At 71.4% G+C, this 26,990-nt stretch carries 25 protein-coding genes; 10 read left to right on the top strand and 15 right to left on the bottom strand.

What is annotated here, in order from left to right; genetic code table 11:
* Positions 1–54: 54 nt before the first annotated feature.
* Complete coding sequence (arc, locus tag F9C11_RS28985; protein ID WP_409180524.1) at positions 55–1,857, bottom strand: proteasome ATPase; 1,803 nt, start codon at positions 1,855–1,857, stop codon at positions 55–57.
* A 341-nt stretch (positions 1,858–2,198) separates the two neighbouring features.
* Between arc and F9C11_RS28990 the strand changes: the two genes are divergently transcribed.
* Positions 2,199–3,128: a hypothetical protein gene (locus F9C11_RS28990; protein ID WP_409180525.1), complete on the top strand. Its 930-nt coding sequence runs from the start codon at positions 2,199–2,201 to the stop codon at positions 3,126–3,128.
* The gene (locus tag F9C11_RS28995) at positions 3,129–3,587 is read left to right on the top strand and encodes a hypothetical protein (protein WP_409180526.1); all 459 of its coding nucleotides are present in this window, start codon (positions 3,129–3,131) and stop codon (positions 3,585–3,587) included.
* Here the strand turns inward: F9C11_RS28995 and F9C11_RS29000 are convergent.
* The 4 genes from F9C11_RS29000 to F9C11_RS29015 all read right to left on the bottom strand — a co-directional run bounded on the left by F9C11_RS29000 (position 3,584) and on the right by F9C11_RS29015 (position 7,514).
* Positions 3,584–4,414, bottom strand: coding sequence for a tRNA (adenine-N1)-methyltransferase (locus F9C11_RS29000; protein ID WP_009078143.1), 831 nt, complete (start codon positions 4,412–4,414; stop codon positions 3,584–3,586). The two genes, F9C11_RS28995 and F9C11_RS29000, sit on opposite strands and share 4 nt — an antisense overlap.
* An 81-nt stretch (positions 4,415–4,495) precedes the next feature.
* Positions 4,496–5,650 (bottom strand): M50 family metallopeptidase, encoded by a 1,155-nt coding sequence (locus F9C11_RS29005; RefSeq protein ID WP_409180527.1) that lies wholly within the window; start codon positions 5,648–5,650, stop codon positions 4,496–4,498.
* A gap of 81 nt (positions 5,651–5,731) precedes the next feature.
* The gene (locus F9C11_RS29010; RefSeq protein ID WP_409180528.1) at positions 5,732–6,877 is read right to left on the bottom strand and encodes a 4-hydroxybenzoate 3-monooxygenase; all 1,146 of its coding nucleotides are present in this window, start codon (positions 6,875–6,877) and stop codon (positions 5,732–5,734) included.
* Positions 6,878–6,983: 106 nt separating this feature from the next.
* Positions 6,984–7,514 (bottom strand): helix-turn-helix transcriptional regulator, encoded by a 531-nt coding sequence (locus F9C11_RS29015; protein ID WP_409180529.1) that lies wholly within the window; start codon positions 7,512–7,514, stop codon positions 6,984–6,986.
* 494 nt (positions 7,515–8,008) lie between these two features.
* On the opposite strand from F9C11_RS29015, the gene F9C11_RS29020 reads away from it, so the two are divergent.
* The 3 genes from F9C11_RS29020 (at position 8,009) to F9C11_RS29030 (ending at position 10,688) form a co-directional block, all read left to right on the top strand.
* The gene (locus tag F9C11_RS29020; RefSeq protein ID WP_409180530.1) at positions 8,009–8,899 is read left to right on the top strand and encodes a RecB family exonuclease; all 891 of its coding nucleotides are present in this window, start codon (positions 8,009–8,011) and stop codon (positions 8,897–8,899) included.
* The gene (locus tag F9C11_RS29025; RefSeq protein WP_409180531.1) at positions 8,899–9,690 is read left to right on the top strand and encodes a thioesterase family protein; all 792 of its coding nucleotides are present in this window, start codon (positions 8,899–8,901) and stop codon (positions 9,688–9,690) included. Before F9C11_RS29020 ends, F9C11_RS29025 begins: the two co-directional genes overlap by 1 nt.
* A gap of 62 nt (positions 9,691–9,752) precedes the next feature.
* A complete protein-coding gene (locus tag F9C11_RS29030) occupies positions 9,753–10,688 on the top strand; it encodes a ParA family protein (RefSeq protein WP_409180532.1) in 936 nt (311 codons plus the stop codon).
* Between the two features lie 138 nt (positions 10,689–10,826).
* Here F9C11_RS29030 and hisG read toward each other — a convergent pair whose 3' ends face one another.
* The 3 genes from hisG to F9C11_RS29045 all read right to left on the bottom strand — a co-directional run bounded on the left by hisG (position 10,827) and on the right by F9C11_RS29045 (position 12,722).
* Positions 10,827–11,672 (bottom strand): ATP phosphoribosyltransferase, encoded by an 846-nt coding sequence (gene hisG / locus F9C11_RS29035; RefSeq protein WP_409180533.1) that lies wholly within the window; start codon positions 11,670–11,672, stop codon positions 10,827–10,829.
* A 35-nt stretch (positions 11,673–11,707) separates the two neighbouring features.
* Positions 11,708–11,971, bottom strand: a complete 264-nt coding sequence (locus F9C11_RS29040) for a phosphoribosyl-ATP diphosphatase (protein ID WP_033287726.1) — start codon at positions 11,969–11,971, stop codon at positions 11,708–11,710.
* Between the two features lie 64 nt (positions 11,972–12,035).
* On the bottom strand, positions 12,036–12,722 hold the full coding sequence (locus F9C11_RS29045) for an HAD family hydrolase (protein ID WP_409180534.1): 687 nt from the start codon (positions 12,720–12,722) through the stop codon (positions 12,036–12,038).
* A 151-nt stretch (positions 12,723–12,873) separates the two neighbouring features.
* On the opposite strand from F9C11_RS29045, the gene F9C11_RS29050 reads away from it, so the two are divergent.
* Positions 12,874–13,785 carry a PAC2 family protein gene (locus F9C11_RS29050; RefSeq protein ID WP_409180535.1) on the top strand — a complete coding sequence of 304 codons (912 nt, stop codon included), beginning with the start codon at positions 12,874–12,876 and terminating at the stop codon, positions 13,783–13,785.
* Between the two features lie 205 nt (positions 13,786–13,990).
* Positions 13,991–14,260: a hypothetical protein gene (locus F9C11_RS29055; protein ID WP_409180536.1), complete on the top strand. Its 270-nt coding sequence runs from the start codon at positions 13,991–13,993 to the stop codon at positions 14,258–14,260.
* A gap of 36 nt (positions 14,261–14,296) precedes the next feature.
* Here the strand turns inward: F9C11_RS29055 and F9C11_RS29060 are convergent, their stop codons facing one another.
* Genes F9C11_RS29060 through F9C11_RS29070 form a run of 3 tightly spaced genes read right to left on the bottom strand, consistent with a single transcriptional unit; the run spans position 14,297 to position 16,928 of the window.
* Positions 14,297–15,127 (bottom strand): metallophosphoesterase family protein, encoded by an 831-nt coding sequence (locus tag F9C11_RS29060; protein WP_409180537.1) that lies wholly within the window; start codon positions 15,125–15,127, stop codon positions 14,297–14,299.
* Positions 15,091–16,347, bottom strand: coding sequence for an MFS transporter (locus F9C11_RS29065; RefSeq protein WP_409180538.1), 1,257 nt, complete (start codon positions 16,345–16,347; stop codon positions 15,091–15,093). Before F9C11_RS29065 ends, F9C11_RS29060 begins: the two co-directional genes overlap by 37 nt.
* Positions 16,344–16,928: an ArsR/SmtB family transcription factor gene (locus F9C11_RS29070; RefSeq protein ID WP_409180539.1), complete on the bottom strand. Its 585-nt coding sequence runs from the start codon at positions 16,926–16,928 to the stop codon at positions 16,344–16,346. The genes F9C11_RS29065 and F9C11_RS29070 overlap by 4 nt, the downstream gene beginning before the upstream one ends.
* Positions 16,929–17,325: 397 nt before the next feature.
* Here F9C11_RS29070 and F9C11_RS29075 point away from each other — a divergent pair, with 397 nt between their 5' ends.
* The gene (locus F9C11_RS29075; RefSeq protein ID WP_409180540.1) at positions 17,326–18,951 is read left to right on the top strand and encodes an ABC-F family ATP-binding cassette domain-containing protein; all 1,626 of its coding nucleotides are present in this window, start codon (positions 17,326–17,328) and stop codon (positions 18,949–18,951) included.
* Positions 18,952–19,015: 64 nt separating this feature from the next.
* Here F9C11_RS29075 and mshC read toward each other — a convergent pair whose 3' ends face one another.
* Complete coding sequence (mshC, locus tag F9C11_RS29080) at positions 19,016–20,254, bottom strand: cysteine--1-D-myo-inosityl 2-amino-2-deoxy-alpha-D-glucopyranoside ligase (protein WP_409180541.1); 1,239 nt, start codon at positions 20,252–20,254, stop codon at positions 19,016–19,018.
* A gap of 82 nt (positions 20,255–20,336) precedes the next feature.
* Entirely contained in the window at positions 20,337–21,101 is a 765-nt protein-coding gene (locus tag F9C11_RS29085) for a MerR family transcriptional regulator (RefSeq protein WP_409180542.1), read from the bottom strand.
* Between the two features lie 117 nt (positions 21,102–21,218).
* On the opposite strand from F9C11_RS29085, the gene F9C11_RS29090 reads away from it, so the two are divergent.
* Positions 21,219–22,532 (top strand): cytochrome P450, encoded by a 1,314-nt coding sequence (locus tag F9C11_RS29090; RefSeq protein WP_409186994.1) that lies wholly within the window; start codon positions 21,219–21,221, stop codon positions 22,530–22,532.
* Positions 22,533–22,589: 57 nt separating this feature from the next.
* Here the strand turns inward: F9C11_RS29090 and F9C11_RS29095 are convergent, their stop codons facing one another.
* On the bottom strand, positions 22,590–24,548 hold the full coding sequence (locus F9C11_RS29095) for a hypothetical protein (protein WP_409180543.1): 1,959 nt from the start codon (positions 24,546–24,548) through the stop codon (positions 22,590–22,592).
* Positions 24,548–25,945, bottom strand: a complete 1,398-nt coding sequence (locus F9C11_RS29100) for an ATP-binding protein (RefSeq protein ID WP_409180544.1) — start codon at positions 25,943–25,945, stop codon at positions 24,548–24,550. Before F9C11_RS29100 ends, F9C11_RS29095 begins: the two co-directional genes overlap by 1 nt.
* Positions 25,946–26,045: 100 nt before the next feature.
* Between F9C11_RS29100 and F9C11_RS29105 the strand changes: the two genes are divergently transcribed.
* On the top strand, positions 26,046–26,843 hold the full coding sequence (locus F9C11_RS29105) for a hypothetical protein (protein WP_409180545.1): 798 nt from the start codon (positions 26,046–26,048) through the stop codon (positions 26,841–26,843).
* The last annotated feature ends 147 nt before the right edge of the window (positions 26,844–26,990 follow it).

Here is a 26,990-nt window from a genome sequence, read left to right on the forward strand (position 1 = left end):
ACGACCGCGGGGCCGCCGGAGGAGATCCGGCGGCCCCGCGGCGTTCGCACTGTCCTACAGGTACTGACCGGTGTTCGTGGCGGTGTCGATCGCCCGCCCCGATTCCTGGTTCTTGCCGGTGACGAGCGTGCGGATGTAGACGATCCGCTCGCCCTTCTTGCCGGAGATCCGGGCCCAGTCGTCCGGGTTGGTGGTGTTGGGCAGGTCCTCGTTCTCCGCGAACTCGTCGACGATCGCGTCCAGCAGGTGCTGCACGCGCAGGCCGGGCTGCTTGGTCTCCAGCACCGACTTGATCGCCGACTTCTTCGCCCGGTCCACGATGTTCTGGATCATCGCGCCCGAGTTGAAGTCGCGGAAGTACAGGACTTCCTTGTCCCCGTTGGCGTAGGTGACCTCCAGGAACCGGTTCTCGTCGCTCTCCTCGTACATCCGCTCGACGGTGTGCTGGATCATCGCGTCGAACGTGGCCTTCTGGTCCCCGCCGAACTCCGCCAGGTCGTCGGCGTGGATCGGCAGGCCCTCGGCCAGGTACTTCGAGAAGATGTCCTTCGCGCCCTCGGCGTCCGGCCGCTCGATCTTGATCTTGACGTCGAGCCGGCCCGGCCGCAGGATCGCCGGGTCGATCATGTCCTCGCGGTTGGAGGCGCCGATGACGATGACGTTCTCCAGCCCCTCGACGCCGTCGATCTCCGACAGCAGCTGCGGCACGATCGTGGTCTCCACGTCGGAGGACACGCCCGAGCCGCGGGTGCGGAAGATCGAGTCCATCTCGTCGAAGAACACGATCACCGGGGTGCCCTCGGAAGCCTTCTCCCGGGCCCGCTGGAAGATCAGCCGGATCGACCGCTCGGTCTCGCCGACGAACTTGTTCAGCAGTTCCGGGCCCTTGATGTTGAGGAAGTAGGACTTGCCGTCCGCGTTGTCCCCGCGAGCCTCGGCCACCTTCTTGGCCAGCGAGTTCGCCACCGCCTTCGCGATGAGCGTCTTGCCGCAGCCGGGCGGGCCGTAGAGCAGCACGCCCTTCGGCGGGCGCAGCTGGTACTGCTCGTAGAGGTCCGCGTGCAGGAACGGCAGCTCCACGGCGTCGCGGATCTGCTCGATCTGCCGGGTCAGGCCGCCGATGTCCTCGTAGCGGACGTCCGGCACCTCCTCCAGCACGAGGTCCTCGACCTCCGCCTTCGGCACCCGTTCGTAGGCGTAGCCCGCCTTGGAGTCCACCAGGAGCGAATCGCCCGGTTTGAGCGGCTGCTCGGCGAGCGGGTCCGACAGCAGGACCACCCGCTCCTCGTCCGCGTGCCCGACCACGAGCGCGCGCGTGACGCCGCCCTCGTTCTCCGGGGCGAGCACCTCGCGCAGCGCGCAGACCTCGCCGGTGCGCTCGAAATCGCCGGCTTCGACGACCGTGAGCGCCTCGTTGAGCCGCAACGCCTGCCCGCGCCGCAGCGACGAGACCTCCACCGCGGGCGACACCGAGACGCGCATCTTGCGCCCCGCGGTGTAGACGTCCACGGTGTTGTCCTCGTACGCCTCGACGAACACCCCGTACCCGCTCGGCGGCTGGGCGAGCCGGTCGACCTCCTCGCGGAGGGCGAGCAGCTGACCCCGTGCTTCGCGCAGGGTTTCGACGAGTTTCGTGTTCCGCTCGGTGAGCTGACTCACCCGTTCCGACGCCTCGGCGAGACGTTGTTCGAGAACGCGGTTCTGTCGCGGGGAATCGGTGAGCCTGCGGCGCAGCAGCGCCACTTCTTCCTCGAGAAAACGGATCTGCCGGGCTTGTTCCTCTGGTGTCTGCCCTGCTCCGCCGGTTGCTGAAGGGTCGGCCTCCTCGCGCCGACCTCCGGGAAGGTCATGATGCATCGGGCACCTCCTCGGAGTGCTTTTCATTCCACGGTACCGGCGATCACCGACAAGAAAAGGCCTTTCCGCATCACAAGACCGGCGCGTCGCGCTTTTTCTTCCGGGGAAGCACGGCCGCGAGCGCAGCGCAAGCGGCCGATTCGGTGCCGCGGACGGGAATCCGCTCCGCGCGGGTTTCCGCAACGCGGAACTGAACACGCTGCGGATTGCCCCGCCAGGCGCCCGGCAAACCCGAGTTGCGGGTTGGCTGCGCACGAACGCCCGCGGCTGGCTAGCATCCCCGGGTGGCCGCGCTCCGTCCGCGGCCTCGATTTTTCGCGAGCACGGCAGGGGGAACCGAGATGACTTATCCGCCGCAGCAGCCCGGCGGCTGGGACCAGGGCGGCCAGCAGCCGAACCCGTACGGGCAGCAGCCGGGCGGGCAGCCGCAGTACGGCCAGCCCCAGCAGGGCGGATGGAACCAGGGCGGGCAGCCCGGACCGCAGTCCGGCGGGTTCCCGGCCGCGCCCGGAACCCCCGGTCAGGGCGGCCCCTACCAGGGCGGATACCCGCAGCAGGGCGGTCCCCAGCAGTATGGGCAGCAGCCGGACCAGTTCGGGCAGTTCGGACAGCAGCCCGGCCAGTTCGGACAGCCGGGCCAGCCGGGGCAGTTCGGACAGCCGGGGCAGCCCGGCGGGCAGTTCGGGCAGCAGCCGGGCGGGCAGTTCGGCGGGTTCGGCGAGGAGCCGCCGAAAAAGAAGAAGACCGGCCTGATCGTCGGCCTCGCGATCGGCGCGGTGGTCGTGCTCGGCGGCGCGACCGGCCTGGTCATCTGGCTCACCGGCGACAGCAAGGACTCCAAGACCGCGGCCCCGCCCGCGTCGTCCTCGGCTCCCGCCGCCGGCCCGCAGTCCAGCGGCCCGGGCGGCAGTTCGTCGTCCTCCCCGTCGTCCTCGTCGTCGTCGGGTTCGAGCAGCGGCAACTACCCCGCGGCAGCCGGGGCGAAAGCGACGTCGGGCGAGCTGTTCCAGGCCGCGTCCGAGGCGTACAACAGCTCCGACACCGACGGCCTGTTCTCGCTGCTGTGCACCAGCCTCACCAAGGGCCAGAAGCCGACCGAGAAGATGCCCTCGGGCATCCACTTCGAGCTGACCAGCAGCCCGCAGGAGAACGGCGACCAGGCCACGGTGAAGTACCACGTCAGCATGACCAGCAAGACCGCCGACGGCACCCTCACCGCGCTGCGCCAGGGCGGGGCCTGGTGCCTCGGGAAGGTCAGCACGGACCACTAGGTGAGACGCCGGCTCGGCACGGCACTCTGCCTGCTCGCAGTCGTTGTCGCGGGCGGTGTCCTCGGCTTGCTCTCGATCGGCCTGCCGGGGCCCGCCCGTCCCTCTTCGGAACCGCCCGCTCCGCCGCCTCCGCCGCGGGTCAGCACGTCCCCGAGTCCCGCGCCCGCCGCGGATCAGGCCGCGATCGCCGCGCTGGCCCGCACTCTCGTCGACGCGATCACGCGCGCAGACTCCGCCGAATTCGGCACTCTCGCGTGCAAACCGCAAACTGCGGCGGCGCTGAAGGAACTCCAGGAGAAATGGGACGCCGCGGGCGCGCTGCGCGTCTCACTGGTTGGACAACCGGCGATCGCGGGCGACGACGCGACGGTGACCGTCCGGGTCGAAGGCGCCGGCGGGCACAAGGAGACGCCGTTCCCGCTGCACCGCGAGAACGGCCGATGGTGCGTCCCTGGTTAGCCTTTGCCCTTGCTGGGCCGCCGTGAAACGCGCGGCGACACTGTGCCGTCCGCCAGTCGACGGGCAGTGAGCAGGAATGCGGTGTGCGCGACCATCCGGTGGTCCGGCCGCACCGCGAGGCCGACGACGTGCCAAGGCCGCATCAGCGTTTCCCACGACTCCGGCTCGGTCCAGCACTGCTGTTCTCGCAGCGATTCCGTGACGCGCGACAGCTGCGTGACCGTGGCGACGTAGACGGTCAGGACCCCGCCGGGCACCAGGTGCTCGGCGACGTTCGGCAGCTGGTCCCACGGCGCGAGCATGTCCAGCACGACCCGGTCGACCTCGCCGGTGTGCGTGGCCAGATCGGCGACGGTGAGCGTCCAGTTGTCCGGCTTCTCGCCGAAGAACTTCACGACGTTGCGCTCGGCGTGCTCCGCGTGGTCGTCGCGGATCTCGTACGAGAACACCTGTCCCGCCGGGCCGACCGCGCGCAGCAGCGAGCAGGTGAGCGCGCCCGAACCGGCGCCTGCTTCGAGGACGCGGGCGCCCGGGAAGATGTCGCCCCACATCACGATCTGCGCGGCGTCCTTGGGGTAGATCACCTGCGCGCCGCGCGGCATCGACAGCACGTAGTCCGGCAGCAGCGGCCGCAGCGCGAGATACGTGCTGCCGCCCGCGGAAGTCACCACGCTGCCCTCGGGGCGGCCGATGAGATCGTCGTGCGCGAGCGCGCCGCGATGCGTGTGGTACTCGCCGCCGTCGGCGAGGGTAAGGGTGTAGTGCCTGCCTTTCGAGTCCGTCAGCTGAACCCGGTCACCTGCACGAAACGGTCCGCTGACCGACAACTTCTTCCTCCACTGCGAAACCCGGAACGCCGACGTCGAATCCTCGCAGGTCGTCCCGCGCCCGTCGTGCGCGGGTGCCCCTCACTGCGCACGACGGCCCTGCATCAGCGCGGTCCGCAAGTCTTCGCGGCGCAGCACGCCCGCGGGCCGGCCTTCGTCGTCGACCACGAGGAACTGCCAGGCGGGCGTCTCGCGCACGCGCTCGGCGATCTCCTCCCCCGGCTCCGAGGCGAGCAGCACGGTCTCCGCCCGGATCGGCTCGGCGGCCTGTTCGGCGGGCGCGTGCGGGCTGACGCTCGCCAGCTGTTGCGCGGCTTGCTCGTCCAGCAGTCCCGCCGCGACCCCGTCTGCGCGCACCAGCACGACGCCGCGTCCCGCCGACGCGGCCAGCGCGTCGGACACCGGGCTTTCCGCCGGCAGCTGCAGAACCGGACGCACCAAATCGGACAGTTCCAGTCCGGCGGGCCAGCCGCGCCGGGCTTCCGCGGCCAGTTCCGACCGCGCGCCGAGGATCACGAACCACGCCGTCACGACGCACACGCCGAGCCGCAGCCACCGGTCCGGGCTCTGCATCGCCAACCCGAGCAGCGCCCAGACGATCAGCCCGGTCGCGACGAGCGCGCCGCCGGCGACCGCCGCCTTGGTCCCCTTGGCGCGGAATCCGGTCATCGCCCAGACCCCGGCGCGCACGAGCCGTCCGCCGTCCAGCGGCAATCCCGGCAGCAGGTTGAAGAAGCCGACCGCGAAGTTCGCCACCGCGCACTCCGCGACCAGCAGCCACACCGCGCCGTCCGGCGGCACCGCGAACAGCAGCAGCGAGCAGAACCCGCCCAGCACCAGCGAAACCGCGGGCCCCGCCGCGGCGACCAGCCCTTCCTGGCCCGGCCTTCGCGGCGTACGGGCCACTTCGGACAGTCCGCCGAGCAGGAAGAGCCGCAGCCGCCGGACCGGGATCCCGAGCCGCAGCGCGACGAGGCAGTGCCCGAGTTCGTGCGCGAGCACGGAAAGCCCGAGCAGCACGGCGAACGCGGCGGCGAGCAGCCACGAGGTCGGTGTCGAAACGTCCGGCAGGAGCCGCCCGACCAGCGGCGCGTAGAGCACCACGATGATCAGCGACCCGATCCACCACGACGGGGCGAGCAAAACGGGGACCCCGCCGACCCGGAACAGCAGCAGGCCGCCGTCCCCGCCGGCGCGCCGGGCGGGACCGGCGCCGTGCTGACTGGTCGCGGCCATGCCGGACAGAGTAGGGGGCCGCGTGTGGGAAGCCGGTGACCCGGTCTCCCCGGACGGGTGGTGTCCGTCTCGCCGCCCGGGTCAGGCGGGTCGCGGCTGGACGAGGTTCTCCAGATTCGCGAGCGCGACCTGCTTCCGGAACTCGCCGCGATAGGACGCGTCGCCGGAGTCGTGCATCGCGTCGGTCATCCAGACCGCCGCCGCCTGCCGTTCCCAGACATGCGCCAGGCAGGTGTCCGAGTAGTTCTCCAGCGCGCTCGGATCGTCCTTCTCGACTTGGTGCACGACCGCGCGGGCGAGCGCCTCCGCGTCGTGCAGTGCGAGGCTCATGCCCTCCGCGCTCATCGGCGAGATCAGGTGCGCCGCGTCGCCGAGAAGGAACAACCTGCCGTAGCGCATCGGGCTGAACACCACCCCGCGCAGCGGCACCACCTGCTTCGTCGCGATCGGCCCGCGCGGCACCGGTGCGGCGAACCTGGCGCCGAGTTCTTCCCAGATCCGTTCGTCCGGCCAGTCGCCGATGGTGTCGTCGACCGGACACTGCAAGTAGATCCGGCTGGCGTTCGGCCCGCGGGTGATCTGCGCGGCGAAGCCCCGGGAATGCACTGCCATCACAGCTAGCGGATCGGCGGGCACTTCCGCCAGGACGGTCAGCCAGGCGTAGCCGAACTCGTGGCTGTGGCAGGAGAGGAAGCCGTCCGGGATCGCCGTCCGGCTGACGCCGTGGAAGCCGTCGGCGCCGGCGACGAACGCGCAGTCGATCGCCCTGGTACCCCGATCGTCCCGGTAGCGCACCCGGGGCTGCTCGGTGTCGAGCCCTTCGAGCGTGACGTCCTCCGCCCCGAACCGGAGGTCGCCGCCGTCGCGGAGGAAGATCCGGACGAGGTTGCGGACGAGCACCTGCTGCGGGAGGAACGCCCCCGCGCCCTCCTCGTCGGTGTCCATCCGCCAGGCGCGCTGCTCGCCGTGGACGATCAGCGGCAGCAGGACGTCGGACGGCCCGTCTCCGTGCCCCTCCACGGCCTCGCCCACGCCCCAGTCGCGCAGCATCCGCACGCCGCGACCGTCGAGAGATCCCGCTCTCTGCCGCTGCTCGACGTACTCGCGACTGTTCTTTTCCAAGACCACGCAAGGAATCCCGCTGCGCAGGAGAAACGTGCCGAGCGCGAGCCCCGCCACCCCGCCGCCCACCACGACCACCGCGGTTTTCTCGTCTGCCTGTGTCATGTTTTCTCCGAAAGAGTGCTGGCGAACCTGACGATCACCACTCTCTTCCCGGCCCCGCGACGCCGACCACCACGCACCGGACACCCGATCCCGAAAACCCGCCAACCTACTCGCCGCGGCCGCGCAACCCCGCCTGATACCGCCCCGGCGTCTGCCCGACCAGCGCCGTGAACGCCCCGATGAACGCCGACGGATTCGACCACCCGCACGCGATCGCGGTATCCGTCACCGATTCGCCCTCGCTCAGCCGGAACAACGCGTGGTGGATCCGCAACACCGTGCGCCACCGCTGAAAACTCATGCCGAGCTCGGCCTGGAACAACCGGCTGAGCGTCCGCTCGCTGGCCCCCGCGGCCCGCCCCAGCTCGGCCAGCGTCCCGTCCCGCCCCGGATCCTCGTGCAGCAGCTCGCTCACGACCCGCAGCCGATCGTCCCGAGGCTCCGGAAGATGCAACGACTCCCCCGGGACCTCCCCCAGCTCGTCGAGCACCACCGCCCGAACCCGCCCGGCTTCCTCGGGAGACCGCTCCTTCCCGCCGGTCAACGCCAAAATCCCGGCCCGCAGCAACGGCGAAACAGCAAACACACCAGGCCGCCGCGCCACCCCGCCGCACTCCTCCACCGGAACCTCGACCACCCGCGCGTCAGTCCGCCCGTAAAACCGATGCGAATGCCCCACCCCAGGCGGCGTCCACACCACCCGATCCGCAACGGCGACCCAGGTCCCGAGCTCCGTACTGGTGGCAAACCCCCCGCTGGCCGCATAAACCAACTGCCCGCCCGCATGGGAATGCCACCCCATCCGAAACCCGCCAGGCAACCACCCAGCCCCCCGAGACGACATCCCCGACGGCCTCCCCACCACACCGACCCCGCCCACGCCACACTCCCCTCTCCCCCGACCCCAGCCACCTCGGCCCCACCCATTCCGACCCAACCACCCCGACCCCGACCCCAGCCACTCCGAACCCAGCCACCACGCGGGATCGCGTCGGCGTGCGGAGGGGCGCTGTGCACGGCCCCCCGGGCCGGGCGCAGCGCCCCTCCGCACGCCGACTTGAAGGCGATCCCGCCCGCCCCGCCGAAGGCGGGGCAAACACAATTGTCGTACCCCCGCGTTACGCTCTGGCCATGTCCGACACCGCCACGGTCACCACCCCTCCCGGGGCCGACGCGCCCGCCCGGAGGCGGCCCGCGTTGTCGCCGTCCCGGGCGAGCGACTTCAAGCAGTGCCCGCTGCTCTACCGGTTCCGCGCGGTCGATCGGCTGCCGGAGGTGCCCACCCGGGCGCAGCTGCGCGGCACGCTCGTCCACGCGGTTCTGGAGCGGCTTTTCGCGCTTCCCGCCGCGGAGCGGGTCGCTCCGCGGGCGAAGGAGCTGCTCGCGCCGACGTGGAGCGAGCTGTCGAGCGAGAGTCCGGAGTGGACGGAGCTGTTCGCGGACGGCGAGCCGGGCGAGACCGACAAGTGGCTGGCTTCGGCCGAGAAGCTGCTCGACGCGTATTTCGAGCTGGAGGATCCGCGCCGGCTGGAGCCGGAGGCGTGCGAGCTGCACGTCGAGATCGAGCTGGGCTCGGGGGTGCTGCTGCGCGGGTACATCGACCGGGTGGATGTCGCGCCGACCGGCGAGATCCGGGTCGTGGACTACAAAACCGGGGCGGCTCCTCGCGAGATCGGCGAGGCGAAGGCGCTGTTCCAGATGAAGTTCTACGCGCTGGTGCTGTGGCGGTTGCGCGGGGTGGTCCCGCGGCAGCTGAAGCTGATGTACCTGACCGACGGCCAGTCGCTGGCGTATACGCCGGACGAGGCGGAGCTGGTCCGGTTCGAGCGCACGCTGGAGGCGATCTGGCAGGCGATCCTGAGGGCGGGCAAGACCGGCGATTTCCGGCCGAACAAGGGCAAGCTGTGCTCGTGGTGCGACCATCAGGCGCATTGCCCGGAGTTCGGGGGGACGCCGCCGGAGTATCCGGGCTGGCCGGAGCCGGATCCGGGCGAGGAGACGGTCTTGGACCGGGCCGACTGATGGGCGACGCGTTCTTCCTCCCGCTGGGCGGCGAGCGGTACGAGGCGACTGAGCACACCACCGGCCCGTGGAGTCCGGGCGCGCAGCATTTCGGCCCGCCGTCGGCGCTGCTGGTGCGCGGGCTCGAACGGCTGGGGTCGGATCGTCCGGCGGAGCTGGCCCGGGTGACGGTCGAGATTCTCGGCCCGGCTCCGGTGGGCGTGCTGGAGCAGCGGTCGTGGATCGAACGGCCGGGCCGGACGGTCGAATTGGTCCAGTCCGAGCTGTCCGCGAACGGACGGACGGTGGCGCGCGCGTCGGGGTGGCGGATCGCGACGTCCGACACGGCGGATATCGCCACCGACGGCGGTCCGCTGCTGCCCGCGGCCGAGGCGGGCAGCGAAGCGGCTTTCCCGGACGGCTGGCAGGGCGGTTACCTGCACGCGATCGAATGGCGTTCGGTGCGCGGCGCGATTTCCGGGCCGGGTCCGGCCGCGGTGTGGGCGCGGCAGCGGTATCCGCTGGTCGACGGCGAGGAGCCGACGGGGCTGCAGCGGTTGTTCGTGATCGCCGATTCCGGCAGCGGGGTGTCGCATTTCCTGCCGACGGCGGACTGGTGGTTCATCAATTCGGAGCTGACCGTGCACCTGCGCCGGATGCCCGAGGGCGAGTGGATCGGGCTCGACGCGGTCACGCTGGTCGGGCCGCACGGGATCGGCACCGCGACCAGTACGCTGCACGACCGGTCCGGTCCGGTCGGCACGGGCGCGCAGGCTTTGCTGGTGCGTCCGCGACAGGCCGGGGGCGGATGAGCGCGCTGGCGCGGGCAAGTCCGATAGCCTTCGCGGAACGACCGACAAGGGAGCGCTCCGGCATGCAGATCACCTCGGTGGTCAACCAGAAGGGCGGGGTGGGCAAGACCTCGCTGAGCGTGGGCGCGGCGGCGGCCCTCGCCGAACGAGGCAGGCGGGTGCTGCTCGTCGACCTCGACCCGCAGGGACACGCGACGACCGAGATGCTCGGCATGGACGAGGTCCCGGCGGACGCGCCGAGCCTGGCGAAGGCGCTGACGAAGCTGTGGAAGGGCCCGATCGAGCAGCTGGCCGTGCCGCATCCGCGCAGCAACCTGGGCCGCGGCGGCGCGTTCGACGTGATCCCGACGTCGCCGGGGATGTTCGACCTGATCCGCAGGCTGGACCAGTTCCGGGTGCCCGGCTGGCAGCTGGCGCGGGTGATCCAGTTCGCGCACTACGACCACGTGATCATCGACTGCCCGCCCGCCCAGGACGTGCTGACGAACAACGCGCTGGCCGCTTCGCACGGCATCCTGGTGCCGGTTCAGCCGGACAAGACGAGCATCCGGGCCTTGCGCCTGCTGTCGGAGCAGGTCCGCTACGTCGAGCAGACCACCGGCCGCGCCCCGATCTCGTGGTTCGGCATCGTGCCGGGCCTGTACCGCCGCCCGATCTCGCACTACGCCGCGGCCGCGCTGCAGGAGATGTACTCCTTCGGCGTGCCGATGCTCTCGCACATCCCGCTGGGCGTGGTGATGAACGAGGCGGCCGCGCACGGCGTCCCGGTGACGACGTTCGCCCCGGAGACCATCCAGGCGGTGTCGTTCCGCGAGATCGCCGAGACCTTGGACGGGTACCTGGCGCAGAATCCCGGTCCCACCGAGGTTCCCGCGGACGACGAGTTCGTCTTCGAGGACTTCATCTCCGAGGTCGCGGTGGCCCGCAACGTCAACGACAACGGCGCGCGCAAGAAGCTGTACGACCTGATGCCGAAACGGCCGAACCGCCCGCGCTGAAGACTGTCCACTTCGGACTTGACAACAACGCGGGATCGCGCCGGCGTCGGGGCGGAGCGGTGTGACAGGCCGCCAGGCCCGCACGCCGCTCCGCCCTGACGCCGGCTTGAAGGCGATCCCGCCGCGGCGGCGGCGCGATCAGAGCCGGCAGGAGCGGATGTCGGACGCCAGCACGGCTTTCGCGCCGGTTTCGGCGAGCTCGTCCATGATCCGGTTGACTTCCTTGCGCGGCACCATCGCCCGCACCGCGACCCACTTCTCGTCCGCCAGCGGGGCCACCGTCGGCGACTCCAGGCCCGGCGTGATCGAAATGGCCTGCTCGAGGATGTCGCGCGGGCAGTCGTAGTCGAGCATCATGTAGTGCTGCGCGAAAACCACGCCCTGCAGCCGTGCCGCCAGCTGCGACTTCGCCCGCGATCCTTCGCTGCCGGCGCGCTGCAGCAACACCGCCTCGGACGCGCAGATCGGCTCGCCGAACGCGACGAGATTGTGCTGCCGCAGCGAGCGCCCGGATTCGACGACGTCCGCGATGGCGTCGGCGACCCCGAGCTGGATCGAGATCTCCACCGCGCCGTCGAGCCGGATCACCTCGGCCTCGACGCCGTGCCGCGCGAGGTCGTCGCGGACCAGCCGCGGGTACGACGTCGCGAGCCGCTTTCCCTGGAGGTCGGCCGGTTTCCAGTCGCGCCCGGCGGGAGCGGCGTACCGGAACGTCGACGCGCCGAACCCGAGCGCGAGCACCTCTTCGACCGGGGCTCCGGAGTCGAGCGCGAGGTCCCGGCCGGTGATGCCGAGGTCCAGCTCGCCGGAACCGACGTAGATGGCGATGTCCTTGGGGCGGAGGAAGAAGAACTCGACCTCGTTGACCGGGTCGAGGACGGTCAGGTCCTTGCCGTCATGTCGCTTGCGGTAGCCCGCCTCGGAAAGCATCTCCGCCGACGCGGCGGCGAGGGCTCCCTTGTTCGGCACGGCAACACGCAGCATTTCGGTCTCTCCTCGGTCTCCGGTGCGCGAGCGCGTCACAGGTAGCGGTACACGTCCTCGGCCGAGATCCCCCGGCCGAGCATGAGCACCTGCACCCGGTACAGCAGTTGCGAGATCTCCTCCGCCAGCCGGTCGTCGGACTCGTGCTCGGCGGCGATCCACACCTCGCCCGCCTCTTCGAGCACCTTCTTGCCCTGGGCGTGCACTCCGGCGTCCAGTGCGGCGACGGTGCCGGACCCGTCGGGACGGGTACGCGCGCGCTCGGCAAGCTCCGCGAACAGCTCATCGAAGGTCTTCACGGGGCCGAATCCTTTCATCCCGCGCTCGCCCGCGCCGTTCCGGGTGACCCGGAAGCCGCCGAGGTCACAGCGGCGGCAGCAGCGCGGCCAGTTCGGGCACGCCGACGCCGGCCAGCGACGTGCGGAACACGCGGCGCGGGCCGTCCGGGACGGCCACGTCGTTGGGCACCACGAGCACCGTGCAGCCGGCGCGTTCGGCCGACTCCGCGCCCGGCGGCGAGTCCTCGACCGCGACGCAGCGCTCCGGGGCCACGCCGAGCAGTTCGGCGGCCTTCAGGTACGGCCGAGGGAGGGGCTTGTTCTGGCCGTCGACCTCGTCGCCGCAGACCGTGACGGCGAAGAAATCCCGCCCGATCGTGTCCAGCGCGAGTTCGGTCAGCGCCCGTTCGGTGGAGGTGACCAGTGCGGATTTGAGCCCGGCCGCGCGGACCGCGGCCAGCGCCTCGCGCGCGCCGGGACGCCAGGGCAGCGCGTCGTCGAACAGCCCGGCGGTGCGGCGGCGGATCCACTCCCCCGTTTCCGCGACCGCTTCCGGCGTGACCGGGCGGCCGGTCTGCTCCAGCAGCACGGTCGCGGTGGCGTCCATGTTGGACCCCACGAGCGTCATCCGGACTTCCTCCGAAAGCGTGCCGCCGAGCGCCTCGGCGGCCTCGTACAGCGCGACGTCCCACAGTTTCTCGGAATCGACGAGGGTGCCGTCCATGTCCCAGAGGACAGCCGCCAATCCGTCCGAAGAGGACGGTGCAGTCACAGTGTCTCCTTGTCCGGCGCGGCGCCCCGGCCGGGCGCGCTCCCCTCCAGCGTCCCACGCGGTCCGCCGTGAGCGGGGCCACACCCGTCCCGTGACACGCGGGGGCGGACACGCTGCGCAGCGTAGGTGGCCGAGGCCGTAGGCTGGTCAGGTGAGTGAGCCTGTCGACGACACCCCGCGGCCCGGCGACCCGGAGCAGGACCGCGCCGATGCCCCGCGCCCGATCATGATTTTGGCCTTCGAAGGCTGGAACGACGCGGGCGACGCGGCCAGCCAGGCGATCGAACACCTCCAGCTCACCTGGGACGCGACCCCGCTGGCCGAGCTCGAACCGGACGACTACTACGACTTCCAGGTCAGCCGCCCCACGGTGAAGATGGTCGACGGCATCACCCGGCGGGTCGAATGGCCGACCACGCGGCTGTCGGTGTGCCGCCCCGAGGGCTACGACCGCGACCTGGTGCTGGTGACCGGCCCGGAGCCGAACATGCGCTGGCGCAAGTTCTGCGCGGAGATCGTGGAGCACGTCCAGGAGCTGGACGTGGCGATGGTGGTCGCGCTCGGCGCCCTGCTGGCCGACACCGCGCACACCCGGCCGGTCCCGGTCACCGGGACGGCGCACGACAAGGACACCGCGAGCAAGTACCGGCTCGAGGTGAACAACTACCAGGGCCCGACCGGGATCGTCGGGATCCTGCAGGACTACTGCGTGCAGGCCGGCATCCCCGCGGTGTCGATCTGGGCCGCGGTGCCGCACTACGTCTCGCACCCGCCGTCGCCGAAGGCCACGCTGGCGCTGCTGCACAAGCTGGAGGACGTGCTCGACGTCGAGATCCCGCTGGGCGCGCTGCCGGAGCAGGCCGAGGAGTGGCAGCAGACGGTCAGCGAGATGGCCGACGAGGACGAGGAAATCAGCGAGTACGTGCGCAGCCTCGAGGAACGCGGCGACGCGGAGACCGATTTCACCATGGAAGAGGTCTCCGGCGACAAGATCGCCGCCGAGTTCGAGCGCTACCTGCGGCGCCGCCGCCCCGGGCAGGACGGCGGGTTCGGCCTCCGCTGACCCGCATCGGGACCGGGTGTTCCCCTTGCGCGAGCGGGGGAACGCACCGTGATCGAGCAACTCCGAACAGTGATCCGCGCCGCCCGGCGGGATGACGGTGCCTGCGCCGTTGACTGATCGCGCCGCGCTGCTCTGGTGCCGTCCCGAGTGCGTCTCGTTGACTGGCCTGGCGCGAGCGACATCGCGCGGACCAGGAGGTATGGGAATGTTCGGCAAGGCACTAGCGGCGGCAGTGCTCGCAGCGGGCGCGCTCACCGCGTCGGCGGCGACAGCGTCGGCGGCACCGGTTTCGCCGGTGAAGGTGAACGACTTCGGCGCTTGCATGGACTACGCGGTGGGCGAGTACGACGTCGAGCCCTGGCTCGCCCACGACGCGTGCGACGCCGACTCGTTCGAGGAGTGCTACTGGGTGCTTCGCCGCGCCTACGTTCCCGCGCAGGTCGCGGCGACGGCCTGCCGGCTCTCGTTCGACTGATCCGCCGAGGAGCGCGACCGGGCTGGCCGGTCGCGCTCAGGCGGTGAGCAGCTTCCGCACCGGAACCGCGCCGCGTTCCCGCTTGCGCCACTCCCGCGGATAGCCGAGCGACACCTCCTCGAAGCGCACCCCGTCCGCGGACGTCGTGCGCGGGATGTGCAGGTGCCCGTACACGGCCAGCTCGGCGCGGTAGCGCAGGTGCCAGTCCTCGGTCTGCGTGGTGCCGCACCAGAGCGCGAAATCGGGGTAGTACAACGGGTTCGTCGGGTGCCGGTGCAGCGGCCAGTGCGACATCAGGATCGTGCGGCGCCCGGCCGGGATCGCGTCCAGCCGGTCGCGGCTGACCTTCAGCCGCTGCTCGCACCAGGCTGCGCGCGATTCGTAGGGATCCGGGTGCAGGTAGTACTCGTCGGTGCACACGACGCCGATCTCGCGGGCGTGCGCGAGCGCTTCTTCGCGGGTCTTGCCCTCGGTCGCCGGGGTGCGCCAGCTGTAGTCGTAGAACACGAACAGCGGCGCGACGGTCAGCGGCTCCGGGCCGAAGTCCCACACCGGGAACTCGTCCTCGGGCGTGAGCACGTCGATCGCGCGGCACTGCTCCACCAGGAACTCGTACCGCGCCTGCCCGCGCAGCTGGCATTCGTCGTTCGGCGTGGTCCACAGCTCGTGGTTGCCCGGGACCCACACGACCTTGGCGAACCGCTCGCGCAGCGTCGCGAGCGTCTCCCGGACGACCTTGGCGGACTCGGCGACGTCGCCGGCGACGAGCAGCCAGTCGCCGGGACCGCCGGGCACGATTTCGTCGACGATCGGGCCGTTGCCCTCGTGGGTCACGTGGAGGTCGCTGGTGGCGAAGAGAGACGGCACTCGTCCACCGTAACGACTTTCCGCGCCCGGGAGCGCCGGAACCGCCCATTCCCCCACCCCAGAACGACCAGCCCGGCGCTCACGTGGAGGCCTGCCTGCACGTTCAGCAGCACTGTCGGCCCGGTCACCGCGACGAGCGCGCCGGCCAGCAGCGCACCGGCCGCCGTGCCCGCGGCCGTCAGCGCGTACACCGTGCTCAGCACCCGTCCCGCCCGGTCCGGCCCGGTCTCGGCCTGCACGTGCGACAGCAGCCCGGCCCCGGCCACGACGGCGGGCGCGCCGACGGCCATGAACAGGCCGACGTACACCCCGAGCACCGTGGTCGCGGCCGGCAGATTCCAGATCGCCGCCGACATCAGCCCCGCGGCGACCAGGCCCCAGCCCTGCAGCAGCACCGGCGCGACCCGGCGCGCCAGCGTCGCCACCGCGAATCCGGCCGCCAGGCCGCCGATCGCCTGCACTCCGCGCAACAGCCCGGCGTCCGCCTCGCTGCCCCGGAGGAGGTCGAGCACGAACACCACGAACAGCACCAGGAACATGCCCTGCGCGAGCGAAGTCAGCAGCGCCGACGCACTGGTCGCCCGCAGCCGTTCGCCCGCCAGATCGCGCACGCCCGCGAGCCAGTCCGCCCGCTCCGGCGCGGTCGTGCGGACCGCGACCCGGCGGAACGGGAACGCGAGCAGCATCCCCGCCGCCGCGAGCGCGACGAGGTAGCCGGCGACCACCCGGTCCAGCCCGCCCCAGCCCAGCAACGCTCCCCCGGCCCAGCCGCCCGCCAGCCGCGCGACGCTGCTGTTCACGCTCATCAGCCCGTTCGCCGGGGTGACGTCCTCGACGCCCACCAGCTCCGGGACCAGCGCACTGCGCGCCGGTTCGAACACCGACGCCAGCCCGGCCTGCGCCGCCATCACCGCGTAGACCGCCGCGACCGGCAGCTCGGCGCCGGCCAGCAGCGGCAGCACCACGACCGCCTGCCCGGCGCACACGACCGCCAGCACGACCCGGCGGTCCCGCCGGTCCGCGACGATCCCCGCGACCGGGCTCAGCAGTACCGCGGGCAGCAGCCCGAGCACGATGCTCAGCGCCGTCGTGACCGCGGATCCGGTGCGGACGAACAGGTACACCGGCAGCGCGACCTGCAGCATCCATTCGGCGGTCTCGCCGAAGAACGCGGAAACCCACAGCCGGGCGAATCCCGGTGCCGCCAGCAGCCGTCTCATGCCGGTTTCCCGTCGTGCCCGATCCGGCGGAACGCGCGCATGCCGAGGAAAACCGGGCGGGCGCCGGGCGGGGCGTCTTGGCGGATCGTGCTGACGTACGGCCGGACCAGGTCGTCGATCGCCTTGGTCAGGGCGGCGACTTCCTCCGGGGTCGCGTTCAATCCGTAGGAGAAGAAGCCGCCTGCCTCGCGCCAGTCCTCGTCCAGCTCCTCGATCGTGTCGAGGTACCGCTGGGTCAGCTCTTGTTCCTCGGCCAGCTCGGTGCCGGTGACCGCCAGCTGCGCCGCCGCGAGCGCCGGGTCGTCGCCCGAGCCGCCGAGCACCAGCCCGACCTGGCAGGCCCGCCACGGCCGCTCCCGCCCGTCGCCGCCTTCGGCCCGTTCGACCAGGCCGTGTTCCGCCAGCTTGCGCAGGTGCCAGCTGCAGTTCGACGCCGTCGAGCCGACCGCGTCCGCGCATTCGCTCGCCGTCGACGGGCCGACTGCCATCAGGTGGTGCACCAGGGCGGACCGCAGCGGGTGGGCGAGCGCGCGCAGCAGCTCGACGTCGTCGACTCGCTTCCGCGGGGGCAGTTCAGTCATCAGCGGTCCAAACTCTGAAGGGATTCTTTCGAAACAGTTCTTTCAGAGTTGCAGGCCGACCACGCGACGTCAAGCAGACCGGCACCGCGCGGCAAGGAGCGCAAGCGCTCAGGGGCGAACCGGCCGCTTCAGGGTCGTACACGGGGCAGCGAGCGCTAGTCACTGCGGTAGCGGAACAGCTCTTCGCGCGGCCGCTCGGAGCCAGCTTCGCGGACCGCGTCCGGAGAAAACCGGTTGCCCTCCCCCGCCGCTCCCGAGTTATCCTCCTGGCCATCATGTACAGCTGATCCGAGCCCTCCCCGCATCGAGGCCGCTCCCGGTCGAGCCCTGCTCCCGGGAAGCCGCGCGTTGCCCGTCGGGGATTTCTGCTTCCACCGCGAAGGCCCGGTGATCACTCATGTCTACTGTCCTGCACGCCTCCGATCTCGTTTTCGGCTACGGCGCCCGCACCGTCCTCAACGGCGTCTCGCTCGTCGCGTCGCCCGGGAGGCGGATCGGTCTCGTCGGCGAAAACGGGGTCGGGAAATCCACCTTGCTGCGGTTGCTCGCCGGGCTCGAAGTCCCGCGCGCCGGCGACGTCGTGCGGCACGGCGACCTCGGCTTCCTCTTCCAGGAGCTGCCGTTCGCCGGCACCGCAACGGTTTCCGACGTCCTCGACGAGGCACTGGCCGAGATCCGCACCGCCGCCGCAACGCTCGACAAACTGGCCACCGTGCTCGCCGAACGCCCCGACGATCCGGCGGCGCTCAGCGAGTACGGCCACGTCCTGGAATGGGCCCAGGCCCACGACCTCTGGGACGCGGACCGGCGCGCGGACCTCGTCCTCGCCGGTCTCGGACTCGGCGACATCAAGCACGACCGGCGGCTGCAGACGCTTTCCGGCGGCCAGCGGTCGCGGCTCGGACTGGCCGCGCTGCTGGTCCGGCGGCCGCGCATTCTGCTGCTCGACGAGCCGACCAACCACCTCGACGACAACGCCATGGAGTTCCTCGAGCGCCACCTCGCGGAGCTGACCGGCGTCGTCGTGCTGTCCTCGCACGATCGCGTGTTCCTCGACGCGGTCTGCACGGACATCGTGGACTTGGACCCAGCGCCGGCGGACCGCCGCGTCGGCGGCGCGACGCGCTACGGCGGCAGCTACACCGCGTACCTCGGCCAGAAAAAGGCCGAACGAGCCCGGTGGGAGCAGCGGTTCAGCGAAGAACAGGAGGAACTCAAACAGCTGCGGGAAGCCGTGCACGGCACCGCGCGGCGGGTAGCGCACGACCGCGCTCCCCGGGACAACGCGAAGATGCTCTACGACTTCAAGACCGGTCGCGTGCAGAAGCAGATTTCCCGCCGGGTCCGCAACGCCCAGCTCAAGCTCGACACGCTGGAACGCGAGCAGGTCCGCAAACCGCCCGCACCACTGCGGTTTCGAGCCCCGCTCACCGCGGACGCCGGCGGCGAAGGCCCGGCCGTGTCGGTGCGCGGCATCGCGGTGCCCGGCCGCGTGCACCTGGACGAGCTGGACGTGGACCGCACCGCGCGGCTCCTCGTGACCGGCGGCAACGGGGCCGGGAAGTCCACGCTGTTGTCGGTGCTGGCCGGTCAGCTCACGCCGTCGGCCGGGACTGTCCACTTCGGACCCGGCGTGCGAGTGGGGCTGCTGGAGCAGGACGTCGCGTTCGCTCGACCGAAGCGGACCGCGCAGGAGGTGTACCGCGCCGCGGCCGGCGAGGCGGCTCCTTCGCTGTCCACGCTCGGGTTGCTGCCGCCGAGGGAGCACGACCGGCCGGTCGGCGAGCTTTCAGTGGGTCAGCGTCGCCGGTTGGCGCTGGCGGTGCTGCTCGCGGAACCGCCGGACGTGCTGCTGCTGGACGAGCCGACCAACCACCTGTCGCTCAGCCTGGCCGAGGAATTGTCCGAGGCGCTGGACAGCGCGCCCGGCGCGGTCGTCCTTGCTTCCCATGATCGGTGGTTGCGTCGCCGTTGGGAGGGCGACCACCTTGCGCTGGCGGATGGCCATCGCGAGGATGTATAGGTCGTTATACAGTTGAGTCGGCGGGCAGTGGCCGGGAGTTCCGGCCACTGCCCGCGGCTGAAACTCAGAGAACGATGCCCAGCAAGGCGTCCACGGCCTCCTTGATCAGACCCGGAGCGGCCTGGTCGGTGCCGTCGCGGCGCAGTGCCGACGTGACCCAGGCGTCGATCGCGGTGAGGGCCTTCGGGGTGTTCAGGTCGTCGGAGAGGTGGTCGCGCAGCCGCGCCACGGTGTCCTCCGCGTCCGGTCCGGCTGGGAGCGCGACCGCTTCGCGCCAGCGGGCCAGCCGGTCCTGCGCATCGACCAGCAGCTGGCCGGTCCAGGCCCGGTCCTCGCGGTAGTGCCCGGCGAACAGCGCGAGCCGGATCGCCGCCGGGTCGACGCCGTCGGCGCGCAGCCGCGACACGAAGACCAGGTTGCCGCGGGACTTCGACATCTTCTCGCCGTCGAGCCCGATCATCCCGGCGTGCACGTAGTGCCGGGCGAACGGGTGATCGGCGGCGACGGCCTCGGCGTGCGCGGCGCTGTACTCGTGGTGCGGGAAGATCAGGTCGGAACCGCCGCCCTGCACGTCGAAGCCGAGTCCGAGGCGGTTCACCGCGATGGCGCTGCATTCGATGTGCCAGCCCGGCCGTCCGGCGCCCAGCTCCGACTCCCACGACGGTTCGCCTTCGCGCGCGACGCGCCACAGCAGCGCGTCCAGCGGGTGCCGCTTGCCGGGACGGTCCGGGTCGCCGCCGCGCTCGGCGAAGAACTTCGCCATGGTCTCGGCGTCGTAGTTCGACTCGTAGCCGAACCGGCCGGTCGCGTTGTGGTCGAAGTAGACGTCCGGGAACTCGGCGTCGTCCGCGCGGTAGGCGCTGCCGTTGGCGAGCAGCTTCGCGATCACCTCGACGATCTCCGGGATCGCCTCGACCGCGCCGACGAACTGCCGCGGCGGCAGCACCCGCAGCGCTTCCATGTCCTCGCGGAACAGCGCCGTCTCGCGCATGCCGAGCACGACCCAGTCGTCCGAATCGCGTTCCGCGCGCTCCAGCAGCGGCTCGTCGATGTCGGTGACGTTCTGGACGTAGTGCACCTCGTGCCCGTTGTCCCGCCAGATCCGGTTGACCAGGTCGAACGCGAGATAGGTGGCGGCGTGGCCGAGGTGGGTGGCGTCGTAGGGGGTGATGCCGCAGACGTACATCCGGGCGACGGCCCCGGGCGCGCTCGGGCGGACCTGCCCGGTCGCGGTGTCGTGGAGCCGGAGGGGGCGAGGGGTGCCGGGCAGCCGGGGCACGGCGACGGAGGACCAAGTCTGCATGCCTCCGACTGTAAGCGTGACGTCCGTCCGCTTTCCCATGAGGTGGGAGGGACGACCGCCGCGTCCCTCCCACCCCCGGGGATCAGACCCGTTGCCGGACGGCGTTAGCCCGGACGGCGTCCCGCACATACGCCCCGATGCCGGGCCGCTGCTCGTCCTCCCGGACGAGGAACGCCAGCTGCGCGGGCTCGTCGGCGTACAGGTCCGCGATCTTCTGCTGCATCTCGTACCCGCACTCCCCCATCACCGCCGCCAGCATCGCCCGGTGCTCCTCGGCGAGCTCGGCCACCGCCGGGCTGTCCGCGGGCGCGCCGTCGTCGACCAGCGCGACCAGCCGCCGCACCCAGTCCTTCCGCCGCCGCTCCGCCTCGGCCCACTCCTCCTTGCTCTCCGGCAGTTGGGTCTGCTGCCACTCGGCGCAGCCGCCCCACCGGCGGACCGCCTCCTCCGAGTAGCCGTCCGGCACCTGGAACCCGCCGAACACTTCGAACTTCTCCTCGGGCGTCAACGCGTTGCCCATGGCTCTCGCCTCCAGCAATCGATCGACGGCCGCGACCATGCGCGCGATCCGCTCCGCCTTCGCCACCAGCAGCTCCCGCTGCCGTTTCAGGTGGCCGTCGGCGTCGGTTCCCGGCTCTGCGAGCACGGACGCGATCGTCTCCAGGGGAAAGCCGAGCTCCCGGTAGAGCAGGATCCGCTGCAGCCGGTCGAGGTCGGCGGCGGCGTAGCGCCGGTAGCCGGACGCGGTGCGCCCGCTCGGCGACAACAGGCCGATCTCGTCGTAGTGGTGCAGCGTGCGCACGGTGACGCCGGCCAGCGCCGCCGCCTCGCCCACCCGGTAGCCCATCGCTCTCCCCCTGTTTCTTCGGCCGAATGGCCCTTGCGAGAAACCACGATCGCGCCTCACGTCGCGTGAGGGTCAAGTCTGGTGGACACCGCGCTCCGGCGCGAGTACGAACGAAGCATGGCTTTGCGCACGCCCCTCCGCGCCCATTCTCCTCTTCCCCCCGGTCCCCGCCTGCCGCTCGCCGTCCAGACCGTCCTTTTCGGCGCTTTCCGCAACTCTCTGCTTCCGCTGCTGCGGCGGCGTTACGGGGACGTCGTGCGGCTGAAGCTCTACCCGGAGCGTTCGGTGGTGCTGATCGGGGACCTCGATCTGGTCCGCGAGATCTTCGCCGGCCCGGTCGAGACGTTCCACGCCGGCGAGGGGAACATGGTGCTCAAGCCCATACTGGGCGAGCATTCCGTGCTGCTCACCGACGAGGAGGAGCACCGCCGGGCGCGGAAGCTGCTGATGCCCGCGTTCAACGGGGCGGCGATGCGCGGATACCGCGACCTGGTCACCGAGCTGACCGTCGCGGAGCTGGAGCGCTGGCCGCAGGGCCGGGCGTTCCGGGCGCACGACCGGATGCGCGCGCTGACCCTGGAAGTGATCCTGCGGGTCGTTTTCGGCGTGACCGACGGGCCTCGGCTCGCGGAGTTGCGCGTGGCGCTGGAGCAGGTCATCGACATCAGCGCGCTGGATCTCTTCGGCTGGCACAGCCCGGCGCTGCAGAAGTTCGGGCCGTGGCGGCGGAACCGCGAGCGGCAGGAGCGGGTCGACCAGCTGCTGTACGCGGAGATCGCCGAACGGCGGGCCGCGCCGGATCTGGCGGAGCGAAGCGATGTGCTGTCGCGGCTGCTGACCGTTCCCGGCGACGATCAGCTCTCCGATCTCGAACTGCGCGACCAGCTGATCACGTTGCTGCTGGCCGGGCACGAGACCACGGCGACCGCGCTGGCCTGGGCGCTGCACGAGCTGGCCCGGGATCCGGTCACCGCCGCGGAGACCGCCCGCGCGGCCGGCGAGGGCGACGAGAAGTACCTGGAAGCCGTTGCCAAGGAAGCGATGCGGCTGCGGCCGATCATTTCCGAGGTTTCGCGGAAGCTGACCAAGGACGTCCGCGTGGGGCCGTACACGGTTCCGGCCGGATACCTGGTGCTGCCGTCGATTTCGATGATTCACGCGGACGCGGAGCACCATCCGTCGCCGGAGGTGTTCGACCCGACGCGATTCCTCGGCAGCGGACCGCCGACCGGCAGCTGGTTCCCCTTCGGCGGCGGCGCGCGGCGCTGTCTCGGGGCGGGATTCTCGTTGCTGGAGGCGACGATCGTGCTGCGGGAGCTGTTCGCGCGGTACCGGGTCAGCGCGCCGAGCCCGCGGCCGGAGCGGACCAAGACGCGGCACATCACGCTCGTTCCCGGCGACGGCGCCCGGATCCTGGTGCACCGCCGGTAAGTCCGGGAAGGGCTCGGCGAGTGAGTCAGCGAGCCCTTCCCGGACCTTGCCCGGGGGTCAGCGGCGGCGCGTGCGGAGGTAGTCGCCTACGACCGCGGCGCCCAGGCCGTCCAGGTCCGGGGCCACGACCCGCCCGCCGGAGCGGCGGGCGATGGTGTCCACGAAGGCTTCCAGACGCGGGTCGTCGCCCAGCCGGAAAACGGTCACGGACGCGCCCAGCTTGGCGATCCGGTCCACTTCGGACAGTGTCTTGTAGATGGTCGCCGGTTCCGGCGGATAGGAGAATTCCGCCTCGCCGTCGGGCTCCAGATGGGCGGTCGGCTCGCCGTCGGTGACCATCAGGACGACCGGCTGGGCGTCCGGGTGGCGGCGCAGGTGCCTTCCGGCCAGCAGCAGCGCGTGGTGCGCGTTGGTGCCCTGTTCCCAGGTGCCTTCCAGGCCGACCAGTTCGGGCAGCTCCACCGGCATCGCGTAGCGGCCGAAGGTGATCAGCTGCAGGGCGTCGTTGCGGAATCTGGTGCTGATCAGCTGGTGCAGCGCCAGCGCGGTGCGTTTCATCGGCAGCCAGCGGCCCTCTTGGACCATCGACCACGACGTGTCGACCAGCAGCGCGACCGCGGCTCGGGAGCGGTGTTCGGTCTCGACGACCTCGACGTCCTCGACGTCGAGGCGAACACTCCCCTCGCCCACCGCAGCGGAGCGCAACACCGCGTTGCGCACGGTCCGCGGGACGTCCCAGGGCTGCATGTCCCCGAACCGCCAGGGACGGCTCGATCCGGTCGGTTCGCCCGCCGCGCCCGCGGATTCGGTCTCGCGCTCCCCGGTCTTGCCGCGCAGCGAATTGACCACATCGGACAGTGCGGTCTCGCCGAGGCGGCGCAATGCCTTGGGAGACAACCGCAAGGCGCCGTCCGCGGCACGCTCGAACAAGCCCTGCTGCCGCAGTTCTCGTTCCAATTCGGACAGCCGGCGAGCGTCGACGCCCGCGTCCGGGCCGAGCTGGCGTTCCAGTGCCTCCAGGTCGATGTCTTCCAGCCGGGCCCCCGGGTACGACTGGCCGAGCTGCTCGGCGAGCGCGTCCAGTTCCGCCAGGTCGGCCATCGCCTGCGCGCCCTCACCGAGCCCCAGCGGGTCTTGGCCGCGGAAACGCGACGACGACGTCCAGTCCTCCCCTGGCCGCAACGCGCGCAGCTGGGAGTCCAAAGCGGACAGTTGCTGCGCCAGCCTTGGGTCGCCGAACGCTTGGTTCGCGAGCTCGGCCAGTTCGGCGCGCTGTTCCTCGGACATCGAGTTCAGCATCCGCTGCGCGGCGGCGGAACGGGCGGCGAGAACGTCGATCAGCTCGTCGACGTTCCGCGGATTCTCCGGGAAGAACTCGCCGTGCCGCCGCATGAACTCGCTGAAGCGTTCGCCGATGTCGCTCGCGCCCTGGGCATGCGCGGAGAGCAGCGCGTTGAGGTCGCCGAGCATCTGGTTGATCCGCTCGACGTCCTCGGGACCGGCGTTCCGCATCGCCTGCTTCATGCCCTGGAAGCGCGCGTCCAGCATTTCGCGGCCGAGGAGGTCGCGGATCTGTTCGTACTTCTGCCGGGCTTCGTCCGAACGCCAGTCGTACTCGTTCAGCTCGCGGACCGCCGCCGCGGTGCCGGGCGGCAAGGCGTCGAGCTGGGCTTCGCGGAAGCGGGCCTCGTCGTCGGGGTCCGGGAACAGTTCCCGGCGTTCGGCTTCGAGCGCCTCCTGCAGCAGCTGCTGGACTTCCCGCAGCGTGCCGTCCAGCCGGTGCCGCCGCTGGATCTGCGAGCGGCGCTGCCACAGCCGGCGGGTCAGCTCGTCCAGGCCGGCGGTGCGTTCGGTGCCGCGGCGCAGCAGTTCCTCCAGCGCCGCGCGCGGCGACGAGCCGCCCATGACCTCGCGGCCGATCTCGTCCAGCGCGTCGCGCAGGTCGGCGGGCGGGGCCAGCGGATCCGGCCCGTCGTGCCACGGGCCGTAGGAATATCCCTCCGGTAAGAGCGGCATTATTCGCCGTACACCGTCGTGCCGTCGTCGGAGTCCTTCGCCAGCCTGCGGGCGAGGAACAGCGACTCCAGCGCCAGTTCGACCGCCGCCGCGATCCGGCCCGCCGGCTCGTCCGCGCCCACTCCGGCCCGCTGCGCGACCTCGTGCAGCACCGGCAGTTCCGGCAGCGCGGCAAGGACTTCCGAGCCGGGGACGCGCTCGCCGGTGGCGACCAGGTGGCCGTCCGCCACCGCGTCGGACAGCGGCCGCAGGTCCAGCCCGGCGAACCGTTCGCGGGCGGTTTCCGCGATCGCCCGGCGCATCAGGTGCACGAGGTGCTCGACCTCGCGGCCTTCCTCGCCGGGCTCGAACTCGATCTTGCCGCGCAGCACGGCGGGCACGGCCTCGAGGTCGACCGGCCGCGCGACCGCCGGGTCCTCCCCCGTCACCGCGGCCCGGCGCAGCGCCGCCGCCGCGACGGTTTCCGCCGCCGCCACCGCGAACCGGGCGGACACGCCGGAACGCTGGTCGATCACCGGCGACTCGCGCAGGTTGCGCACGAACCGGGCCAGCACCTCCAGCAGCGGCTCGCCGACCTCCGCGACGAGATTGGCCTCCTGGCGCACCACGGCGACCTCGGACTCGACGTCCAGCGGGTAGTGCGTGCGGATTTCCGCGCCGAACCGGTCCTTCAGCGGCGTGATGATCCGGCCGCGGTTGGTGTAGTCCTCGGGGTTGGCGGTGGCGACGAGGAGGACGTCCAGCGGCAGCCGCAGCGTGTAGCCGCGGACCTGGATGTCGCGTTCCTCCATCACGTTCAGCAGCGCGACCTGGATCCGCTCGGCGAGGTCGGGCAGCTCGTTGATCGCGACGATGCCGCGGTGCGCGCGCGGCACGAGTCCGAAGTGGATGGTCTCCGGGTCGCCGAGGCTGCGGCCCTGCGCGACCTTCACCGGGTCGACGTCGCCGATCAGGTCGCCCACGCTCGTGTCCGGCGTGGCCAGCTTTTCGGTGTAGCGCTCGCTGCGGTGCCGCCAGGCCACCGGCAGGTCGTCGCCGAGTTCGGCGGCGCGCCGGATCGACGCGGGGGTGATCGGCTCGAGCGGGTGTTCGCCCAGCTCGGAGCCCTCGATGACCGGGGTCCACTCGTCGAGCAGGCCGGCCAGGGTGCGCAGCAGGCGGGTCTTGCCCTGTCCGCGTTCGCCGAGCAGGACGACGTCGTGGCCTGCGAGCAGGGCGCGTTCGAGCTGGGGCAGCACGGTGCGGGAGAAGCCGACGATGCCGGGCCAGGCGTCGCGGCCCTCGCGCAGCGCCGCGAGCAGGTTGTCGTGGATCTCGCGCGCGATCGGGCGCGGGGCGTATCCGGCGGCGCGGAGCTCGCCGGCGGTGCGGGGAAGAGCGTCGGGAACAGCGTTCACCCCTTCGACGCTACTGACCGTTCCGGCATCCGTCGATGTGGAGCGGCTCCAGCCGGGCGGGGATCGGCGGAGCCGGGAGGAACCGGTAAAATGAGCAGTCGTGTGCCGACCCAGTGCGACTCTCGCCGTCTGGTCCTCCGCGTGGCTGAACGGGGCCGCGGCGTCCGACGACGTCCTCGACGCCCTGCAGGACTGGGCCGAGGCCCACGACGTCGTAGCGGCCGATCCCGCCGCGGCCGAGGCGTTCGATCTGCCGCTCGCCTTTCACCGGGCGGCCACTCCGGTGCAGCTGCTCCTCGCGTTGCGGGCGCAGGGGGCGGTCAGTGTCCAGCTCGTGCTGCCGGTGCCGGGCGATGTGCGGGGTCTCGGCGGGGGCGGGCCGTTCGCTGAGGCGGCGTTGCGGTGCGGGGAGGCCGTGGTGCTCGGCGGGCTGGGGTTCGGGCTGGTGCCGGAGCCGATCGCCGAAGGGTTGATGCGGTGGACGGTGTATTCGCTTCCCGCGCCGGTTTCGCTGGAGTATCAGCCGTTGCCGGACGCTGAGCACGGGTTGACTGACGCTATCCGGGCGAGTGCTGGGGCGTTGCAGGCGTTGGACGTGGCCAGCGATCGGCCTGGGGTGCGGGCGGAGCTGTCGGCGCATTTGCGGGCTCGGCCTCAGGTGGAGTGGCCTGCCGGGACGCCGGGGCGGGCGTTGCGGGTGTTGCAGCGGGCCGAGGAGATTTCGGCGATTTTGGCTGTGGCTCAGGCGGATGATCCCGGTGGGGCGTTGTCGGCTTCGGCGGTGAATCGGCGGGCGGAGGCGTTGCGGCCGTTGACGGAGGCGGTTCGGGGGGCTCGTACTGCGTCGGTTAATGAGGCGGTGCGGGTTTTTGCTGAGCAGGGGGATCGGCAGGTTTGAGGGGGACGGGGGTTCGGCTCGTCGCCCTGGGGGGCGACATTGCCGGTTGAGTGGTTGCGTGGGGCCCCCGAAGTTTGATTGTGCTGACGGTTCGGGGGTGCTTGTCAAGGCGGGAAAGATGCCTTGACAAGCACCCCCGAACCGCAG

Source organism: Amycolatopsis sp. VS8301801F10 (assembly GCF_046195355.1).
Lineage (GTDB): Bacteria > Actinomycetota > Actinomycetes > Mycobacteriales > Pseudonocardiaceae > Amycolatopsis.

Coding starts and splice junctions, on each gene's coding strand:
- arc (WP_409180524.1), bottom strand. CDS start 1,857: ATGCATCATGACCTTCCCGGAGGTCGGCGCGAGGAGGCCGACCCTTCA.
- F9C11_RS28990 (WP_409180525.1), top strand. CDS start 2,199: ATGACTTATCCGCCGCAGCAGCCCGGCGGCTGGGACCAGGGCGGCCAG.
- F9C11_RS29005 (WP_409180527.1), bottom strand. CDS start 5,650: ATGGCCGCGACCAGTCAGCACGGCGCCGGTCCCGCCCGGCGCGCCGGC.
- F9C11_RS29010 (WP_409180528.1), bottom strand. CDS start 6,877: ATGACACAGGCAGACGAGAAAACCGCGGTGGTCGTGGTGGGCGGCGGG.
- F9C11_RS29020 (WP_409180530.1), top strand. CDS start 8,009: ATGTCCGACACCGCCACGGTCACCACCCCTCCCGGGGCCGACGCGCCC.
- F9C11_RS29025 (WP_409180531.1), top strand. CDS start 8,899: ATGGGCGACGCGTTCTTCCTCCCGCTGGGCGGCGAGCGGTACGAGGCG.
- F9C11_RS29030 (WP_409180532.1), top strand. CDS start 9,753: ATGCAGATCACCTCGGTGGTCAACCAGAAGGGCGGGGTGGGCAAGACC.
- hisG (WP_409180533.1), bottom strand. CDS start 11,672: ATGCTGCGTGTTGCCGTGCCGAACAAGGGAGCCCTCGCCGCCGCGTCG.
- F9C11_RS29055 (WP_409180536.1), top strand. CDS start 13,991: ATGTTCGGCAAGGCACTAGCGGCGGCAGTGCTCGCAGCGGGCGCGCTC.
- F9C11_RS29065 (WP_409180538.1), bottom strand. CDS start 16,347: ATGAGACGGCTGCTGGCGGCACCGGGATTCGCCCGGCTGTGGGTTTCC.
- F9C11_RS29070 (WP_409180539.1), bottom strand. CDS start 16,928: ATGACTGAACTGCCCCCGCGGAAGCGAGTCGACGACGTCGAGCTGCTG.
- F9C11_RS29075 (WP_409180540.1), top strand. CDS start 17,326: ATGTCTACTGTCCTGCACGCCTCCGATCTCGTTTTCGGCTACGGCGCC.
- mshC (WP_409180541.1), bottom strand. CDS start 20,254: ATGCAGACTTGGTCCTCCGTCGCCGTGCCCCGGCTGCCCGGCACCCCT.
- F9C11_RS29085 (WP_409180542.1), bottom strand. CDS start 21,101: ATGGGCTACCGGGTGGGCGAGGCGGCGGCGCTGGCCGGCGTCACCGTG.
- F9C11_RS29090 (WP_409186994.1), top strand. CDS start 21,219: ATGGCTTTGCGCACGCCCCTCCGCGCCCATTCTCCTCTTCCCCCCGGT.
- F9C11_RS29095 (WP_409180543.1), bottom strand. CDS start 24,548: ATGCCGCTCTTACCGGAGGGATATTCCTACGGCCCGTGGCACGACGGG.